General features: G+C 41.2%; 13 protein-coding genes. 5 read left to right on the forward strand and 8 right to left on the reverse strand.

Features of this window, described 5'->3' with window-relative positions; all coding sequences use genetic code 11:
- Nucleotides 1-12: 12 nt before the first annotated feature.
- The 8 genes from G509_RS0112010 to G509_RS0112045 all read right to left on the reverse strand — a co-directional run bounded on the left by G509_RS0112010 (nt 13) and on the right by G509_RS0112045 (nt 10410).
- Nucleotides 13-5562 (reverse strand): helicase-related protein, encoded by a 5550-nt coding sequence (locus tag G509_RS0112010; RefSeq protein ID WP_026991754.1) that lies wholly within the window; start codon nt 5560-5562, stop codon nt 13-15.
- A gap of 37 nt (nt 5563-5599) precedes the next feature.
- On the reverse strand, nt 5600-6034 hold the full coding sequence (locus G509_RS0112015) for a hypothetical protein (protein ID WP_026991755.1): 435 nt from the start codon (nt 6032-6034) through the stop codon (nt 5600-5602).
- A gap of 6 nt (nt 6035-6040) precedes the next feature.
- Nucleotides 6041-6373 carry a DUF4134 domain-containing protein gene (locus G509_RS0112020; protein ID WP_026991756.1) on the reverse strand — a complete coding sequence of 111 codons (333 nt, stop codon included), beginning with the start codon at nt 6371-6373 and terminating at the stop codon, nt 6041-6043.
- Between the two features lie 128 nt (nt 6374-6501).
- Nucleotides 6502-6981: a hypothetical protein gene (locus G509_RS0112025; protein ID WP_026991757.1), complete on the reverse strand. Its 480-nt coding sequence runs from the start codon at nt 6979-6981 to the stop codon at nt 6502-6504.
- A gap of 243 nt (nt 6982-7224) precedes the next feature.
- Nucleotides 7225-8418 (reverse strand): hypothetical protein, encoded by a 1194-nt coding sequence (locus G509_RS22020; protein ID WP_051200185.1) that lies wholly within the window; start codon nt 8416-8418, stop codon nt 7225-7227.
- A 42-nt stretch (nt 8419-8460) separates the two neighbouring features.
- Nucleotides 8461-9384 carry a helix-turn-helix domain-containing protein gene (locus G509_RS0112035; protein ID WP_081663296.1) on the reverse strand — a complete coding sequence of 308 codons (924 nt, stop codon included), beginning with the start codon at nt 9382-9384 and terminating at the stop codon, nt 8461-8463.
- 50 nt (nt 9385-9434) lie between these two features.
- Nucleotides 9435-9680, reverse strand: a complete 246-nt coding sequence (locus tag G509_RS0112040) for a hypothetical protein (protein WP_035754816.1) — start codon at nt 9678-9680, stop codon at nt 9435-9437.
- Between the two features lies 1 nt (nt 9681).
- A complete protein-coding gene (locus G509_RS0112045; RefSeq protein WP_026991760.1) occupies nt 9682-10410 on the reverse strand; it encodes a hypothetical protein in 729 nt (242 codons plus the stop codon).
- A 340-nt stretch (nt 10411-10750) separates the two neighbouring features.
- Between G509_RS0112045 and G509_RS0112050 the strand changes: the two genes are divergently transcribed.
- From G509_RS0112050 to G509_RS0112070, 5 genes are all read left to right on the forward strand, one after another.
- Nucleotides 10751-12442 (forward strand): AraC family transcriptional regulator, encoded by a 1692-nt coding sequence (locus G509_RS0112050; RefSeq protein ID WP_035738916.1) that lies wholly within the window; start codon nt 10751-10753, stop codon nt 12440-12442.
- Nucleotides 12443-12544: 102 nt separating this feature from the next.
- The gene (locus G509_RS0112055; protein ID WP_026991762.1) at nt 12545-12718 is read left to right on the forward strand and encodes a histone H1; all 174 of its coding nucleotides are present in this window, start codon (nt 12545-12547) and stop codon (nt 12716-12718) included.
- A 596-nt stretch (nt 12719-13314) separates the two neighbouring features.
- A complete protein-coding gene (locus G509_RS0112060) occupies nt 13315-14229 on the forward strand; it encodes a DUF4007 family protein (protein ID WP_026991763.1) in 915 nt (304 codons plus the stop codon).
- Nucleotides 14230-14320: 91 nt separating this feature from the next.
- Entirely contained in the window at nt 14321-17440 is a 3120-nt protein-coding gene (locus G509_RS0112065) for a hypothetical protein (protein WP_242604859.1), read from the forward strand.
- Entirely contained in the window at nt 17433-18533 is a 1101-nt protein-coding gene (locus G509_RS0112070) for a phosphoadenosine phosphosulfate reductase domain-containing protein (RefSeq protein ID WP_026991765.1), read from the forward strand. Before G509_RS0112065 ends, G509_RS0112070 begins: the two co-directional genes overlap by 8 nt.
- Nucleotides 18534-18535: the final 2 nt, after the last annotated feature.

Below are 18535 nucleotides of genomic sequence, written 5' to 3' on the forward strand. Positions count from 1 at the left end.
TTACTTTTAAAGTTATAATCGCATCCTGCTGCGTATTCGTTCCGGTTCCGTTTTGGTTACAGGTTCTGATTCCTGCACCGTGGGCCCGCGTGCCGCTGCTTCCTGTTCCGTTACTACCGTATGGCTTATCTCAATAGTAGCATCATCACCAGCGTTGCCGAAATGTTCCTGTTGTTGTTTGAGTTGGCTTTCCTGGATTTTAATCGTGATCTCCCGTTCCAGGCCTGCAAGCTCATTTTTCATCTGCTGCAGTTCACTTTCCTGCGCAAAGGATTTCTGTAATAACTTTTCCAGTTTGGGTATTTCGGTTACCAGCTCTTTTAATTTCGAATCGTACTTTTCCTTGAGGCCGTCCACGCGGTCAATGGCATTGACGAAGTGGCGTGCCGCCAGTTTAGGGTTATCAATATTGGGCAGCCCGTCATTATAGGTATACTTGATCCCGTCTGTCTGTCGCTGCGCATAGAAGCTGTTGGAATACCGATACTCATAGCTGCCTTTTTCTTCGTAGGCTTCATATTTTCGCTGGATGAAAAGGTCAAACCCGTAGATGCTTCCGATCTTCTGCTCCGCTTGTCCTTCCGGTGGTTTCCATCCCTCATACAAGCTAATGATATGCTTGCCAATAGCTTCGGGATCGGAAGAAACAAGACCGCTTAAGGTTACAGGGTTTGCTTTGACGCCATCCGGGGTATATTGCAGGCGTGATATATAGTGGGACGCATCGTCTGTCAACTTTTCCAGTGTTGCTGCGGTGCTGAACCTTTCATTCTGCATTTTTTCCAACCCGATCCTTGTCCGGCTGGCTTCCCGGAAGTGAACTGTCTTCAGGCTTTCCATAACGGCCACTTTCTTTTCCAATTTGCTTTTTTCCAGCAGTGAGGTATCTCCCGAGAGGATGGCGATGTATTCTGAGAAGTTCATGCCGCTCTTTTCATCGATGGACCCCTCATCAATGGTGCGTACATTCAGTTCGCAGTTTTTCATCTGTGCAATGAACGTTTCTTTGTTTTTCAGCAGGTTGAACTTATAATTGTCCAGCGACTGCTCGGTGGCATAAATAAAATTTTGGACCTTGTTGTCGTACTGTTCCTTTGCAAGTTTATTGCCCTGCCTGCCGCCACGGCCATTGCGCTGTCCCAGGTCAGAAGGCCGCCAGGGGATATCCAAATGGTGCATCGCCACGACGCGCTCCTGCACATTAAGTCCGGTCCCTGCTTTTTCAGTACTCCCGATCAGTATACGGATTTCCCCTTTATTCATTTTCCGGAACAATTCCGGTTTTCGCCTGTCCGTCCAGTCATGGATGTACGTTACCTGGTTGGGCGGGATATTAAAATCACTGACTAGTTTATCCTTTAGCGCATCATACATATTAAAGCTGTTCGGCTTGGGCGTCCCGATATCTGAAAAAACGATCTGTGTGCCCTTATGTGGGGTGCTTGTTTCATAGATCGACGCGATATTCCGCGCCGCGGTATTCACTTTATTATGAGGATGGTCGCTATATTTATCTTCATCCACCAGCCGCAGGTCCGCCGCCATCTTCTTGGCATAGTTGGTAGCGATCAGCATCCGCCCAAGGTCTTCTTTTGGCGTGAGCTTAGCGCGGCCTATCAGTTCTGCATTGCCCGTCTTGGCAAAAGCCATCAGGTTTTTTATGAATTCCCTCTGCTCATCGCTCGGGGCAATATTCACAAGGGTTTCCTGTAATTCAGGCTTGTCAAGGTTGATATGCTTCGCCGTTTTATAATCAGTGATCTCATTATAGAACATGGCCAGTTCCGGTACTTTGATAAAATGCCTGAAGCGCTCTTTGGCAACGATCTCATTGGTGACGCTGAATTCAAAATCAGTAGTTTTCTTGGCGAATACTGCTGCCCAGCCATCAAAATTCTCAATGTGCTGGCGCTCCATTTCCCGTGGGCGCAGGTATTTGAACAAGAGGTACATTTCCGTAAGGCTGTTGGAAATCGGTGTACCTGATAAAAAGGTAACGCACAGGTCCGAGTCAAATTTTTCCTGCAGTGTACGCACGGCGAACAACATGTTCAGCGCCTTCTGACTGCCCTCTGTGGTGCCAAGGCCCGCAACGCGGTTGTGCCTTGTGGTAAAGGTCAGGTTCTTGAATTTGTGGCTTTCGTCCACAAACAGGTGGTCAATACCCATTTCCTTAAAGTTAATGCCCGTATCCTTTTTTTCCTCAATATCGCGCAGTATCCCCTTTAAGCTACCTTCAAGGTTGTTTTTGCGTACTTCAAGGCCCTTAAGCATCTTTTTTGAGATATCCCCGCCCAGCTCACGAAGGCTATCCAGATCCCGCTCAGTGTTATCAAGCTCTTCCTGAAAAATTTGCTTTTGTATCTCAGGGGACTGCGGGATTTTGCCAAACTGGTCATGTGTCAGGATAATACAGTCCCAATTATTATTCTTAATCTCGTGCAGCAGCCTGGTTCGCTGCGCCGGGGTAAAATCATTTTGCCCTGGTGCCAGTATCTTTGCCGCAGGGTAGGCCTTGCGGTAGGTCTCTGCAATCTGGTCCACATTAGCTTTAAGGGCAATGATCATCGGTTTATGAACCGTCTTAAGCCGTTTCATTTCCTGGGCTGCCACGATCATGGTAAGCGTTTTTCCAAGCCCCACCTCATGGTCCACCAGCGCGCCGCGGTTCTGTACAATGCGCCATGCCGCATTCTTCTGGGAACTGTACAGGTCATCGATCTCAAGTGCTTTTTTATCCAGCCCGGGGAAAGTCAGGTGGCTGCCGTCATACTCGCGCAGCACATAGCAGTTGAACGTGTCGTTATAAAGGTTCTCAATATATTTCTTGTCTGTATCCGGCAGTTCCTTTAGCCAGTCCACAAAACCATTCCTGATCTGCTCTATCTTTTGGTGCGCCAATTGTATCGCATCATTATCCGGCACACGGACAGTTTTACCGCCGCCAACCGATACCTCATAGGTAAAAAATGGGGTCGTATTTTCCAGGGCATGTTCCAGTATGGTATAGCCGTAGGTGATCCTTCCATTTTGCGGTGTAACAGCATATTCACGGTCTATTTTGATGTTATGTGCTGTTGCAACCTTAAAGGTGTCCAGTGACGGAAAGTAACTGATATCCGTTTCCTTCTCAAAAAGTTCCGTGGCATACTGCCTGTAATAATCAGTAGGTATCCAGCGCTCCCCAAGGTTAAAGTCCAGCATCTCAAAGGGGATACGTTCCGGCTGTATGTGTTCCAATGCGGTAACGCTTCGCTTGTATTGTATATTTTCAGGCTCTCTTTCAAGATGTGCCCGCGCTAAATGAAGCTTTTCCACTACATTTCCGCTCAGGTACTGGTCTGCGGTTTCCCATGAGCCTGATCCCGAATTGAGGTAAATGCTATCCCCAAGGCGTTTTATGGCTTCGATCTCATCGGTGCCCAAAGCCACTTTTATAAAGTCAAGGTTTACACCGCCGGTATCATTTAAGCTATGGGCAAGCGCTTCTATGGGGTCATCTGTTACAAAACGCTCTTTCGATTTTTGGACAGAATGGCTCAGTATATCGGATTTCACATAACGTTCGCCTTCTTTACGCTCCAGGGATGCCAGAAGAGATATCCCAAAAGCAGTGTCTTCCGTAATGCGCCTTCGGTTGGCAGGGCTGTTCAGCGTACCGTAGCTTGATACGAAGCGGTCGTATTGCCCGTTGAGGGCTTCCCTTTCGCCGCTGCTGATCTCATTGCCTTCAATTTCGCGGGCGGACAATTGCAGGTAGTTGTCACGAAGTGCGATATAACTCTTATAAAAATTGAGAGTACCCTGCCCGCTGAGGGGATGGAACGCAGCCTGTTTAAATTCAGGATCCGGGTTGTCCAGTTTTCCTGCCCGTCCCATATGTACCACCAAAGTGCCCTGCCTGTAAAAAGGCAGTAGTTCCGTAAAGGGCCCGATTTCCTTTTCGTGGAAGCGGAACAGGCTCTCCAGCGTCTGGTCACCCTCAAACCTGAAGGTCTGCCCGAAACTATTCAGCATCGTGTTGATCGCATTAATCTCATACGCCAATACTGATGCGTTCATCCAGTTAACCGATAGGTTATTGACTTCCCCAAGGTTGGAATGTAACCTGTAGAGGTACCGCTCTCCCTTAAGTTGTTTAGCGGTCAACAGGACAATGTTCTCGTGGCCGGGGTTCTCCGTATTGCGGACAGTACCGATCAGCCTGACTGATTCCTTGCGGATGATACCCTCGTCATTACTGTTGAGGTAGGCCGAAGCACGGTTACTATTTTCTGCCGGTGCCAGGTCAAACAAGCCAAGCTGTACCGCTGAACCCCGAGCCTTATTTTCCGGCAGGGGTAAGTAGGTCAGCTTTTGATGTAGGGGTGCCGATTGCAAGACAGTAGGGGCCTGGGCTTTTTTGAAAAGCTCCATATTAAAGCGGTTCCGGAACTGGTGTGCTAGGCTTGCATGAAGGCTTTCCCCAATCTGGTTGATGTCCCCGTCCTGCCATATAACTTCCGTAGCCCTCCCGTACTGGTTCGTCCCCGGTTTGCGGGAGTTTCCTATCACCACGTCATGGTCGTTTATCGATAGTAAATAATTGTAAGGATACCTGCCAAACTCATTTTCTTTTTCACGTACCTCATTTAGGAAATCCTCTTCCCAGCTTAATTTCTCCTTGCTGTTATTCTTTTGGACAATCAGCAGATGGCTTGGCGCCTCTGTATTTCCGGTATCCTTCATCAGGTTGTCCGGCATTACTGCCACACTGATCAGGTCCGCATGCTTAAAAAGGTATTCTCTTGCACCCTGGTTGGAAGGGCTGTTTAAAAAGGCATCGGTTGTAATATAGGCCATCAGTCCGCCATCCGCCAGTTTATCCAGTCCCTTGGCAAAAAAGTAGTTGTGGATCCTGCCCGATAGGTCTTTACTGGGGAACGATGCATCAAATACAGGAAAGTTACCAAAAGGGATGTTGCTTACCACAAGGTCGTAGGTGCCGTTGTCAATTACTGGTGCCTGTTCCAACCCACTAATATGGGTATCGGATTGTACACTTATTGTGCTGTTAAGCGCCGAAAGTATCAGGCCGGTCAGCCGGTCTTTTTCAACTGCCGTAACCTGTTCAAGGCCTGTGAATGCCTGAAGAGCCCCGTTGATAAATACACCGGAACCCGCTGAAGGTTCATAAAGCCTTTTAGGTGCTATCCCTCGTTCCTTTAAAACATTGTAGATTGTCCGGGGAATGACTTCAGGGGTATAGAAAGCCGTTAGTACGCTATTTCTAAGGGAGGCTACAATCTCTTTGTATTCCGGTTCCGTATGGTTCTCTTTCAACAGGTCGTGCAACGCCATGATATCGCGATACAATTTCAGATCTTCACGGGTCGCCCCGTTTGCCTGCCAGCCTTCCTCGGAGCCATATGGGTACAGGATGGCTTTAATACCGCCAAAACCTGCGTAACCTTGAAGGGTGGCAAGGTCTTCCGATGAGAGCGGTTGGCCTTTTTGGAAATCCATCGCCACACGGATGGCGCGGACATTGCCTTCGAGTTTTTTTGAGATATTGTAAGCCATAGTACCCTGTTTTCATAGTTCCCTTTCATCAATTGCATTACCCCAGGAGATAGTAATATATTTCTGCAATGACCGCGTAGCGAAGATGCCGGTCCTCCAGATTGTCCGTCGTAAAGCCTAAACTTTTAAAAACCGTAGCATTACAGATCGTGATGAGGTTGGCCACCTCAAACGTCAGGATCCCTGTTTTCTTCAGCCGCTCAAAATCGTCACTGAAATCTTCTTCAATTATCGAACGGATATAATGGAATTTTGAGGGTATCAGGTCTGATGTAAGGGCTTTCAAACACAGTTCCTGAATGATATATTGCGGTTTTGCCTCAGCAACTAATTGCGCTATCATTGGCATAATACCTTTCATTTTTTCATCAAGGTATTTTGTTACCGAATGGTCCGCCTGCAGGTTGAGCATGAGGTCCGGATTATGATGGGCAATGTGCGCCCATAGTTTTTCCTTAAGTAAGCTTTCCATAGCTTTTTAGACACCAAAGAAGGACTGGATGATCGTCGCTACAACAACAAGGAAGATGCAGCTGCCGAACCACGCTGCGGCAACTTTGGAGGTATCCTGGTCACCGGAGTTCCATTTTTGGTAGACTTTAACCGCGCCGATAAGGCCAACAAGGGCACCTATTGCGTACATCAGGTCGGTGCCTGCTGCAAAGTAGCTGCGCACCTGGTCGTTAGCTTCATTGATCCCGGCAAGGCCGTCCTGGGCTAATAAAGTGTAGGGGAATACGATTGACAATAGCAGTATATAGATTGCTGCTTTTTGGTTGGGATATTTATAATAGGAATTATATTTTTTCATGGTGCTTTATATTAAGTTGATATGTAATAAAGCGCAGGTTTGCCGTTGCCTTGTAGCCCGCTTCCTTCTGTCACATCACGTCCTGCCGCATTGGGGACAGGCAAGGGCTTTCCTGTGCTATTTTAGTTTTAATCCCACAATTCATCCGCTTCTTCAGCGGTCACGGTAAGAGTGTCATTTTTATTGCATTCTGAGGCGATAAATTCACTGACCGACTCGCGGAAAGGGGAATTTTTTACCGAGGGAAATTCTTCTAATACCAAGTGCAGGTATGTAAGCAGTTCCTCTTTTACGACACTGCGTTTGGCCGCGTCGGCAATAGTAGATTTGAGTTTTTCAACGACCGCATCCACATCATTGAACGTAGGGTCCTCGACAGCAAAGGCGGAGGTGTCGATCTCATGTGCAATGGGAGGTGCCTCAGCCTCTGGTAGAGGCGGTTCATCCATGCTAAGGGATCTTGGGCCTGTGACCCTGAATTTGTGTTTTCCGGATAACAGGCCTTTTACTTCGGTAAGGTAAAAGCGAAATCCTACAAAGGCGTACCAGCTTGTGAGTAACAGGGCGACGGCTGTAACGTAAGTGCCCCATGAAATGTTTGTCAGCATAATCTTTTCTTTTATCGTTGAACATTTTCGCTGTACCCGGAGTTGGCCGGGAAGTTTTATGGGACAAATGAAGTCATCAATCAAAAATGCTACAAGCACAAATTTTTTGTGCCCCCGTGCTGTTCCCCTTGTTCCCCCGCTACTTTAGGGCGTTAAGAAGTATTTATTTTTTGCAGGAGGATGAAAAAAAGGGATGCACCGGTAACGGTGCATCCCTTTCTTATTTGTTTATTTACGTTATAGTCAATACCCTTTTATCTTTTCGATCATGCGCTGCAGTGCCACTACCGCAAGTTCTTTATCCCGGTCTTCAGCATTGTAGGCTTTACTGCGCACTGCCGTATAGGACAGCGTTTCTTTCCGGGTAGTGGATAGGTGGGGTACGATGCTCTTAAAAACTTCGGTCATTGACTTAGCAACTACAACCCTGGATTCATCCGCTGCACGTAATATAAGGGCCAGCTGGTCTGCTGAGAGGTCACATATTATTTTTTCATCTTTAATGGGTACTGCCGCCGGCGCGCGATGTTCACTCAGTGGACTTACTGCGAGGTGCAATGTCTTTTCAAGATAGGCGATCTCCTGGCTGAACCAGTTATTGAGGACATCTTTCAGGTTGTCGTGGTGCGGGTACAGTACCATATTTTGGTTGCTGTGCATCTGCTGGAATTCCTTATAATGGAAATTCAGGCTGTCGATGCGTTCAACTTTATTCTGCAGCAGGTTGATCTTATCGGCGATACATTGCGTAAAATAATTCATATAACTCCTGCCGTTGAAATTCATATAGACCAACAACTCATGTAGTGCTGCATAGACACTCGTTTGGTTTTTTTTCTCCCCCACAAGTTCCAGTTCTTTTACGAGTTCCTTGCGGTAAAGCATTTCCCTGAAGGTGACGCGCCCATTTTTTTTTGAATTAATAAAACCATACAGGTTGCCCAATACCAAATCTGTAAAACGTGTATCTGCGACATTGGCGACTAATCGCTTTTTTAACCGGTCCAGCTTAATCTTAAGTTCATTGCAGGAAACAGCCAGGTACGTTGAAGGGACACGCTCTTCAAGGCTCAGGAAATTAGAAAACCTCTTTTCAATAAAGGTCAGCAATTCATCAAGGCAGGAGATCAGTGTTGCCGCAATGTTAAGTAGGTCAGCCTGGATAAAGGCCGGATGCTTTTGATGCTCGGTAATGGTGTCCAGCAAGATGATCAGTGCAGAATGGTATTTGCGTACCAGAAGCTTGATCTGGTTTTCCTTGTGCAATGAGAAAACCTGGTTCCTGAGTTCCGATTGAATGGCGATAGTTTCTATAGTGGCCTTTTCGGACATAGCCTGCAGCTCATCTTTTGAGATATCCTGAAAATACATCTTATGTGGGCTGAGTACAATGGAAATTTGGGAGTCAAGCCATTCCAGGGTATAGTTTTGTGCCATACAATTATCTGTTTTGCGGTTCTACATAAGGCGCTATAAAAGTTATTGACCGGATTTTTTATCCCAAACTACAAAGAAGGCTCCATAAGTGCCGCCCTCCCGGGTTGTATCACCAGGCCTGGTTCGCCGATATGCAGAGGGTGAAGTGCCTGTCCGTTTTTTAAAGAATGTACTGAATGATCCCGGGTGGCTGAAGTTGAGAGTTTCGGAAATCTCCCTGACGGTATCTTCAGTTGCACGCAAAAGGTTTTTCGCTTCAGCTATTATCGCTTCCTCTATAAAATGCTTTACCGTGCTGCCGGTAATATCCTTTACAACCTTATTGAGGTAATCCGGGGTGACGTAAAGGCGGTCAGCGTAAAATTTTACACCATGCTGCACGCGGCAATGCTGCGCGACCACTGCTAGGAATCCCAAAACTAATTTTTCCCTTTGGCTGCCCCTTTTCATTACTCCGGCCGAATCGGTATTGTAAAGCTCCGTAAGCTCAAACAGCAAAAGGTTAAAGCAGAGCATTACCTTTTCCCTTTGAAAAAGGGAAGCATTAGAAAGTATCGATTCCAGGTGTGTTAACAATCCAGTAAGAGTATTAAAAGACTCTATGTTAAGGTGGATGACTCCCGGCGTTTGTGTGAGCAGAAAACCAAAGGACTCTTTCCCAATACTGTTGAGGCTGTGCTCTACAAGAAAGGTTATGCTTGCCGTCAGCAGGCAAAGTTCATACTTGTTTCCCGTCGTCTTGGCTGTGATAGTTGCTGGGATAGTAAGAAGATCCTTTTGGTGCAGCGTATACTGCCCCGTAGTAAGTTCGATTTCCAGCGTACCGTCTGTTATCAGGATTATACGGACCGCAGTGGTAGTAAAAACCTCCCTTAGCACCGAATTGGGTACCCCTGATTTTATATAGTACAAACACAGGCCCGGGCCGTAGTTGGAATAGTGCGGGATTTGTTGAGGTTCTTTCATGGCTTTCCTTTAGTTTTCTACACGAGTCTTAGCATAATATAAACAGCAGACTATTTTATAAACCTTACCATCAGGGCAATACCGATAAACAACAGGTTCGACATTGTAACGGGGAACATCAGGTATACGAAGCCGCGTGTGCCGCAGCTTTTTAAGGCGCCGTTGCCTAAGTAACCTGTTATTTCATCATAGCTGTAAAGGTCTACTATGAAATAAAGGCTTACCAGGTTAACAACAATTAGTAGCAGGCACGCTGTGCCCACTACTTTTGATTCCATCACTGAATTAGGATCCATGCTATTGCGTAATTCCATTATTAATACTAATACCGGTAACTACTGCCATCGCTACAGCACTAATGGTATTCTCCTCCGCACCACTGGCACCAGCCACGATATTGCCCACGGAGGTATCCCAATCCCTGTCTTTTCGTTTCTTCCTGTAGTAAATCGTATAGCGTGCGATGGACGTCGAGGTAAGGATAACTTCCTTGTCGGTGGAACTGTAGGCCGGATTATTGATTACCGTCGCCTCATATGAAATAATCAGGGAATATAGTTCTTCATAAGTCGCGCCCTGGGCAGCATTTAGTGTTACCATAAAGTCTGAAAAGGCTGCTGCTGCAGTATCGGATAAGGCAGGGCTCGTCGCAACGGCACCGAGGGCCGCGCTGGGGTTTGTTAGAATAGCCGCAATCTGTTCCTGTGATATCGTGGGCGGTGTATCCTGCCCACCGAATGTATAGTGCTGGATAGCCAGCAGTGCTACCTGTTCACTTACCTCTTCAATAGAACTGTAGCTGTAGTTGCCATCGAGGTAAAGGTCAAGCAGTTCGTTCTGGGCTGCACCCGCAAAGTCGTAGGGATTTTGGGTATTGGCAGGGGTAGCGTCACCTTGGCCTTGCCTGCTTGCAAAAGCCTGGTTAGCGTTTAGAGTATATTCAGTTGCGCCACTCTGGATAGCTTCAGTGGTACACGAAAGGAATGCAAAGCATAGCAGTGCAGTTCCTGGTAGGAAATTTTTCATGGTCAGAAATGTGTTAAATGTGACTGATTACTTTTTTTTCGTCAGTTCATTTCACCCGGGTAAGCAGAACCAGTATCCGGCATATGCCAAATGTTTCGCTTTTGAATTCAAGGCCAAAACTATAGCCTGTCCTGATACGGGGCAACACAAGTCCTGTGCGTTTCCATGAAAAATGCTATGGATTTCCACGAAATCCATAGCACGTTTTTGTTAAAGATTTAATGGAAATACAAACTTTCCATTACATTTGATAGTATGCCCGCATAGCATCCCCAAATCATTTTAAAAAGTACTTTAGAATGGCAAAGCTGGCTTTACTAATGCATAAACACATTTTATTATGCTTAAAAAGTACATCCTAATGGGCTCCCTGTGTTCAGGTGGTTCAGCAGTAGCACAGCACAAAATTGAAGAGCCGGACACATTACAAAACAAGGCCTATGATTACCTGTACGACTGTATCGATAACAGCGACCCCGGTAGTAAGCGGCAGGCGGTATACCTGGATGCCTTCCTGCAAAAAGCCAAACGGGAGAACAATGAAGAAGAGCTGGTGAACGGTTACAAAAATTATGTGTACTATGCCCCCGTGAGCCAGCAGCTTAATTATGCGGACAGTATGGTCCTGACCGCAAAGACAACCCATGACAGGGCATTGCAGGGTTCGGCTTACCTGACAAAAGGCATAGCCTACTACGGGCAGAAAAAGCATAAGGAAGCACTGGATAATTACCTTATTGCGAATGGCCTAATTGCAAACACGAACGATCAATATCTTATCTATAAGACCAAATACAACATGGCGCAGATTAAGCAGTATCTTGGCTTCTACCATGAAGCGATATCCCTGCTTAAAGAATGCACAGCCTACTTCGAAGGGCATGACGACAGGGGGTACCTGAATTCGCTGCACTCCCTGGGATTGTGTTATAATAAAATTGGGAATTATGGGCTTTCTGCCCGAACTAATGCTGAAGGGCTCAGTGAAGGTAAGCGGCTTGGTGTACGCGATATGGAGCCTTATTTTATCCATTCCGAAGGTATCAACCATTATTTTCTTGGGGATTATACTGCCGCCATACATAATATCAATCAGGCACTGCCCTACATTATCCGTAAAAAAGATTTTGCCAATGAGGCTGTGGGGAATTTTTACTTAGGCAAATGCTACATGGCCCTGGGAGACTTACACAGTGCGCTGCCCTACTTTGTAAAAGTGGATAAAAGTTTTGAGGATACTAACTTCCTGCGCCCCGACCTGCGTGAAAATTATGAGATACTAATCCGCTATTACCAGGATATGAAAGACCTGGAGCAGCAGTTATATTATGTGAAAAAGCTATTAAGGGCCGACCGCATTATAGAGGCGACGTTCGTTTACCTCTCCGGCAGGGTCCATAAAGACTATGATACGAAAGAGCTCCTGGAACAGAAGCAGCGTATCGAACTACTATTGGACCGCAGGAAGTACAATGATTATATCTACGGGTCGGCAATCCTAGGCTTGTTTTTGACCATTTTTTATCTTGTTTACCGGCACATAACCAATCAAAAGATATTCCGTAAAAAGTTTGAAGCGCTGATGCAGAAAGATGCTTTAGCCATAGCTTCCCCGCCTGTGGAAAAAGTACGGGCAGAATACCCTGACCTTAACCCTGAGGCTGCGCAACAACTGGTGCTATTACTAGCCAAATTTGAAAGGGATAAACGATTTTTGGAAGTAGGCTGGACACTGGTAAAGCTCGCAGCCGCCTTTAATTCTAATACGAAATACCTTTCCAAAGTAATCCGCCATTACCGTGATAAGGGCTTTACAGAATACATCAACGACCTGAAGATAAATTACCTCATTGACAGGCTAAAGGAGGATAAGAAAATGCTCAACTATACTAACAAGGCTTTAGGGGAAGAAGTAGGCTACAGCAGTACCCAGCGGTTTGCCAATGCCTTCTTTTCAGTAACCGGTATGCCGGCAGTATTTTTTATCCAGGAGATGAAAAGGAAAAATGAGGAAGGGGAGGAGGAGGGTTAAGGAATAGGGTAGGAGGTGCCCTCTGCGTTATTATTTGCAGTTTTCGCTTTTGGGTATTGGTAAAGAAACCTATTTTTGCAGGCTCATTTAAAAAATAAACACATGAACGAATTGAACGAAAAGATCAGCGCAGGGATTGAAGTATTCCAGAAAGAGTCAGAATCTTTTGCCCAAGGCACCAAAGCTGCTGGTGCACGTGCCCGTAAAGCAACCTTAGAGCTGGAGAAACTTTTTAAAGAATACCGTAAGGTTTCTATTGAAGAAGGAAAGAAATAGTCCTTTACTGATAAGCCCTTTGATTTTTTTCAGAGGGCTTTGCGATTTTTGGCGGCTAACCGGGCTTTGCGCTGTATCTTTTCGCTGAAAAGGATGCCGCTGCACTCCCTGCCGCAGCAGGCGGGGCCTGTGCCATTCTCCTTACTTACAATAAATTATACGATTTTTGGCACTCTCCGATGAATTCCAGTACTAGACCGTTCGGGAGTAGGGTGTATCGATCGATACCATTATTCTTGAAAGATCAGCTACGTAGTTTAAGACTATGATTCCCATGGTTAAGAACTTTTACTCTTAAAGGACTATTTAAATTAGTAGTAGAGAAATTATAGATCATAATCTAAATGGTTAATAACTACAAAAAAGTTTAAAACAAATAATTTGCTAATCCCTATTTTTTTAATTAAAAATGAAATGTTTTTGGAGTAATTTTATATTTACACTTGACTAGGTAAGCTTGAAATTAAATTAAGCTTTACGTAGAATAATTTTATAAAACGCAATCAGTGACCAAATATTTGACCATGGTTTCTAAAGTGATTAGTTAGTCCCTGCCTTTTTATTGCTACATTTGTATATAATAAAAATGAAAATCTGTGGACGAATTAATTAGTCAAAAAGTTAAGTTTACTTTCTCAGGACATGATACTTTTCATTGTCGTCATCTATGGTTAAAAAAGGGCTTTGACTTCATAAAAAAGGGTGAGAAATTTAGTAACGACGACGCAGTTGTTAAACTAGGCGTAGGTAGAAATATGGTTTCAGCTATAAATTTTTGGATGAAAGCATTTGGAATTATTGACAAAAATAATGATTTGACCGAATTTGCAGAGTATATTTTTAATGACAATCATGGTAAAGACCGTTATTTAGAAGATGAAGGTACAATTTGGTTGCTTCATTATCATTTGGTAAAAAATAATATTGCATCTATATATAGTTTAATATTTAACGATTTTAGAAGAGAAAAAATTGAATTCACTAAAGATCATTTCATTGCATATGTTCTTCGAAAAGCAGAGGAATACAACATTACTCAAATAAATAAAAATACTATTTCAGCAGATTTTGAAGTCCTGATAAAAATGTACCTTAGGACAGATATACACTCCAAGGATAGAGAAGATACTTTCTCGGGAATTCTTACAGAAATTAACATATTGCATGAAGAAAAAGGCAGATTTGGAGATGTTAAGTCGTTAAATTCTTATTCAATAATTAATGATGAAAAAAATATTATTCCAGAAGAAGTGATACTTTTTGTAATTCTTGATGCGGATATTTTCGATAAATCGATAAATTTATCCGAAATCGAATATGGACGAAATCAACCGGGAAGTATTTTCGGAATTAATAGAACCGGTTTAGTTTCTAAATTGGAAAATATAACATTAAATAATAAATTCAAAACTTTTGGTATAACTTTTAATGATCACGCCGGAATAAAGGAATTACAGTTTAAGACAAAGCCTAACAAATTTGAAATTTTAGATCAATATTATGTCAATTAAATTTACAACCTCTATAAATATAATTCGTGACAAAGGCAAGGAATTAAATTATATTCCGACCCCCAACTCTATTAGGGTCGTAAATCAAATCGTGAACGATTTTAAAAAAGGCTTACGATCATTTAATATAATCGGTTCTTACGGAACTGGAAAAAGTTCTTTTTTATGGGCTTTTCAGGAAAGTTTTGCGAATAAAAAAAAATATTTCGGAATCAATTTTGTCGCCGATCCATCTTTTGAATTTATTGATTTAATAGGAGAATTTAGATCACTTAGAGAAGTATTTGCTGAAACATTTCAAATGCCGACTACTTCGACTGCAGAGGATATATTCTTAGAAATATATCAGAAATACCGCAGTTTGGGTAAAACAAGTCCAATATTATTTATCCTGATTGATGAATTTGGTAAATTTTTAGAATATGCAGCTCAAAATGAACCTGAAAAAGAGCTTTATTTTGTCCAGCAGTTAGCTGAATTTATAAATAATCCAGATCACAATATTGTCTTATTTACTACTGTACATCAAAACTTCGATGCTTATGCGGTCAGTCTGAGCCAAGCACAAAGAATGGAATGGGGTAAAGTTAAAGGCAGATTTAAAGAAATCACCTTTAATGAACCTGTTGAACAACTATTATTTTTAGCTTCTGAGCATCTTAAAACTAGACCATCAACAAAAAAATATTCAAGAGATATTGTTGAAACTATAAATTTATTATTAAAGTCGAAAGCATTTAATATTAACGAAGATTATGTTAGCGAAATAGCCGAGAAATTATTTCCGCTAGATTCAATTTCCGCTTATGTCTTAACTTTATCTTTACAAAAGTATGGGCAAAATGAACGGTCGTTGTTTACTTTCTTGGAATCAACTGATCATACCGGATTATTCCAGCATACTCAAACCAAGGATGGTTTTTACTCAATTGCAGACGTGTATGATTACTTGATGTTTAATTATCACTCTTTCTTAAATTCGCGTTACAATCCAGATTTTAGTAGCTGGAAATCAATAAAATCTGCGATAGAAAACGTTGAGACATCATTTGAAGATAATGTAAATGACAGTATAAAAATTATTAAAACTATTGGTTTATTAAGTATAAACTCCCTAGTTGGAGCACGTCTTGACAGAACTTTTTTAGCAGAGTATTCAAAAAAGTGTTTGTCAATAAATAACTCGATGCAATTGATTGAGGCGTTGGAAATTAAAAAAATAATAATATATCGCAATTATAGTATGCGTTTTGTCCTTTTTGAAGGGAGTGATTTAGATATTCAGAATGCCCTAATTGAAGCAGGAGAGAAAGTAGATGATGTTACAGATATTGTTACATTGTTGAATAAGCATTTCACATTACCACCTACAATAGCCAAAAAAATTACATATGAGACAGGAACTCCTCGTTTATTTGAATATAGGATTTCTTCATACCCAATTAGTGATATTCCTAAAGATGATATTGATGGATTTATAAATTTGGTATTTAATGAAAAGGAAACTATAGAAAGTATATTGGAACATTCGGCGAGTAATCCTGAAGCAATCTTGTTCTGTTATTATAAAAATTCCAAGGTTATACGAGAATTACTTTTTGAAATTGAAAAAACAAAAAAAGTCATTGCAGAAAATGGTGATGATAAGGTTGCTATTCGTGAATTAAACAACATTGTTATACATCAGCAGAATTTATTATCCCACAAAATATTAAATAACTTTAATGGAGTTAAATCTGAGGTTGAATGGATATTTGATGGAAAAATAATTGCCATAGCCAATAAAAAGAATTTGAATAATACTCTGTCAGACATATGTAATATAATCTATTCCAAAGCTCCTATTTTTAATAATGAGCTAGTAAATAAGCACAAAATATCTTCGTCAATTCATACTGCGAAAAAGAGTTATTTTAAAGCACTTGTAAATAATTGGGATAAGCCGCAATTAGGTTTTCAAGCAGGAAAATATCCACCAGAGAAGACAATATATTTATCACTTTTGGAAAACAATGACATCTATTTATATGGCGATGATTCAATTGTTGAAAGTATTCCAAATAGTAAAAATAGATTTGACGAACTATGGACTTTATCAAAAAAATTCCTGGAAAGCGCCAAGATTTCTAAACGCAAACTGTCTGAATTTACAGTGCTACTTAATCAAAAACCATTTAAACTAAAACAAGGACTGATAGATTTTTGGGTTCCTACATTTTTATTTATTAAACGAGATGACTTTGCTCTTTTTGGAAGTAATGGTTATATACCATATTTAAATGATGAAGTTTTAGAACTTTTAGTTAAAAATCCGGAGAATTACGAGATAAAAACGTTCGATATTGAAGGCGTTAAGTTAGATATATTTAATAGTTATAGAATCTTTTTAAATCAGAATTCAAAACATAAGCTTACTAATGGCAATTTTATAGAAACAATAAAGCCATTTTTAACATTTTATAAAAATTTACCTAACTATTCCAAGTTTACTAAGCGTCTTACTAGGGAAGGTTTAGAAGTAAGAAATGTTATAGCTTCTTCAAAAGATCCTGAACAAACTTTTTTTGAAGATTTCCCTCTTGCTTTAGGTTATTCCATATCAAAAATTCAATCTTCTGGAGATGATTTACAAAATTATAGTATTAAATTACAGGAAGCAGTTCGTGATATTAGGACAAGTTATGATGAATTAGTAAATCGTTTTGAAGACTTCATTCTTCAGGAAATTATTGGCGAGTCTTTATCTTTTGAAAATTATAAAACAAACCTACAGAGTAGGTATAAAAAACTTAGGAGACATTTATTATTAGGACATCAGAAAGTGTTTGTTCAACGTTTAGATTCCGGAATTGATGATAAGAGAGCTTGGATAAATTCTTTGGTTCAAGCGTTGATAAATACAACTTTGGACAATATTAAAGATGAGCAGGAAATTATAATTTATGACAAGTTCAAAGAAATGATTTTAGAATTAGATAGTTTAACTGTCCTATCAAAGTCTGATTTTAAAGAAGATAAAGAAGATGTATTCGATTTACAAATTAATTCTTTTTCTAACGGTTCTAGTAAAAAAGTAGTACGTTTACCTAAAAGTAAAAAAAATCAAATTGATAGCATTCAGGACAATGTTAGAAAACAACTATCGAATGATCCGACTTTGAATATTGCAGCATTGACAAATCTATTAAACGAAATTATAAGAAATGAGTAAAGTAAGGCATGTGTTAGGCATCTCAGGAGGAAAGGACAGTGCTGCTTTAGCGATATATATGAAAATTCATTATCCTGAACTAGATATAGAATATTATACAGCAGATACAGGTAAAGAATTAAAGGAGACATACGAATTAATTAAGAATCTGGAAATTTTTCTTGGAAAAAAAATTATTCAATTAAGAGGATATAAAGAAAGTCCAGAAATTGCTTTTGATCATAAACTAAAAATGTTGGGCGGATTTTTGCCATCAGCTCAAAATAGGTGGTGTACGAAGTATCTTAAATTAGATCCTTTTGAAAAATTTGTTGGTGATGATCCAGTAATCTCTTACGTAGGTATCCGTGGCGATGAAGACAGGGAAGGATATATTTCAAAAAAAACAAATATTCAATCAATATTTCCATTCAGAAAAAATATCTGGAGTGAAGATGTCATCAGCAAATTTCTTTCAAATTTAAATATAGAGGTAGTATCCGATATTTTTAAATCTGCAGTTCAGAATAATAAATCTGAAAGAATACAAGAAATCTTGTTGACAAAACTTTCACCCAACTACAACCAACAACAAAAATTAAATCAATTATTAGACCTTGGAATTAAGGAATTTAATCATGCTGTCTTTAGTTTTATAAAGACTACTAATTACCCATTATCCCAAGAAGATAGTTTTGCTCTAATCAATAATGAAGAAATTTTAGTACGAGACGATATCTTTAAATTGTTAGAAGACTCAGGTGTAGGAGTGCCAGAATATTATAAAGAGATTGAATTTGAAATTGATGGTAAAAAAGGAACTTATGCCAGAAGCAGATCTGGCTGTTTTTTCTGCTTTTATCAACAAAAAATTGAGTGGATTTGGCTATATGAGCAACATCCTGAAAAGTTTGCTGAAGCAATGGAATACGAGAAAGATGGATATGCTTGGATACAAGATGAGCCACTATCAGATATCATAAAACCGGAAAGGATCGCTCAAATAAAAGAAAATTACATTAAAAGAAGTGAAAGAAAGACTTCAACATCACCATATTTACTAGATATACTTGCTGAAGCCGAAGGTGAAGGATGTGCAAGTTGTTTCATATAACA

Source organism: Flavobacterium subsaxonicum WB 4.1-42 = DSM 21790 (assembly GCF_000422725.1).
Taxonomy (GTDB): domain Bacteria; phylum Bacteroidota; class Bacteroidia; order Flavobacteriales; family Flavobacteriaceae; genus Flavobacterium; species Flavobacterium subsaxonicum.

What these genes read in the sequence shown, in the direction of transcription:
- G509_RS0112035 (WP_081663296.1), bottom strand. Translation starts at nt 9,384, where the DNA reads ATGAAAGAACCTCAACAAATCCCGCACTATTCCAACTACGGCCCGGGC.
- G509_RS0112050 (WP_035738916.1), top strand. Translation starts at nt 10,751, where the DNA reads ATGCTTAAAAAGTACATCCTAATGGGCTCCCTGTGTTCAGGTGGTTCA.
- G509_RS22020 (WP_051200185.1), bottom strand. Translation starts at nt 8,418, where the DNA reads ATGGCACAAAACTATACCCTGGAATGGCTTGACTCCCAAATTTCCATT.
- G509_RS0112025 (WP_026991757.1), bottom strand. Translation starts at nt 6,981, where the DNA reads ATGCTGACAAACATTTCATGGGGCACTTACGTTACAGCCGTCGCCCTG.
- G509_RS0112055 (WP_026991762.1), top strand. Translation starts at nt 12,545, where the DNA reads ATGAACGAATTGAACGAAAAGATCAGCGCAGGGATTGAAGTATTCCAG.
- G509_RS0112020 (WP_026991756.1), bottom strand. Translation starts at nt 6,373, where the DNA reads ATGAAAAAATATAATTCCTATTATAAATATCCCAACCAAAAAGCAGCA.
- G509_RS0112010 (WP_026991754.1), bottom strand. Translation starts at nt 5,562, where the DNA reads ATGGCTTACAATATCTCAAAAAAACTCGAAGGCAATGTCCGCGCCATC.
- G509_RS0112015 (WP_026991755.1), bottom strand. Translation starts at nt 6,034, where the DNA reads ATGGAAAGCTTACTTAAGGAAAAACTATGGGCGCACATTGCCCATCAT.
- G509_RS0112070 (WP_026991765.1), top strand. Translation starts at nt 17,433, where the DNA reads ATGAGTAAAGTAAGGCATGTGTTAGGCATCTCAGGAGGAAAGGACAGT.
- G509_RS0112040 (WP_035754816.1), bottom strand. Translation starts at nt 9,680, where the DNA reads ATGGATCCTAATTCAGTGATGGAATCAAAAGTAGTGGGCACAGCGTGC.
- G509_RS0112045 (WP_026991760.1), bottom strand. Translation starts at nt 10,410, where the DNA reads ATGAAAAATTTCCTACCAGGAACTGCACTGCTATGCTTTGCATTCCTT.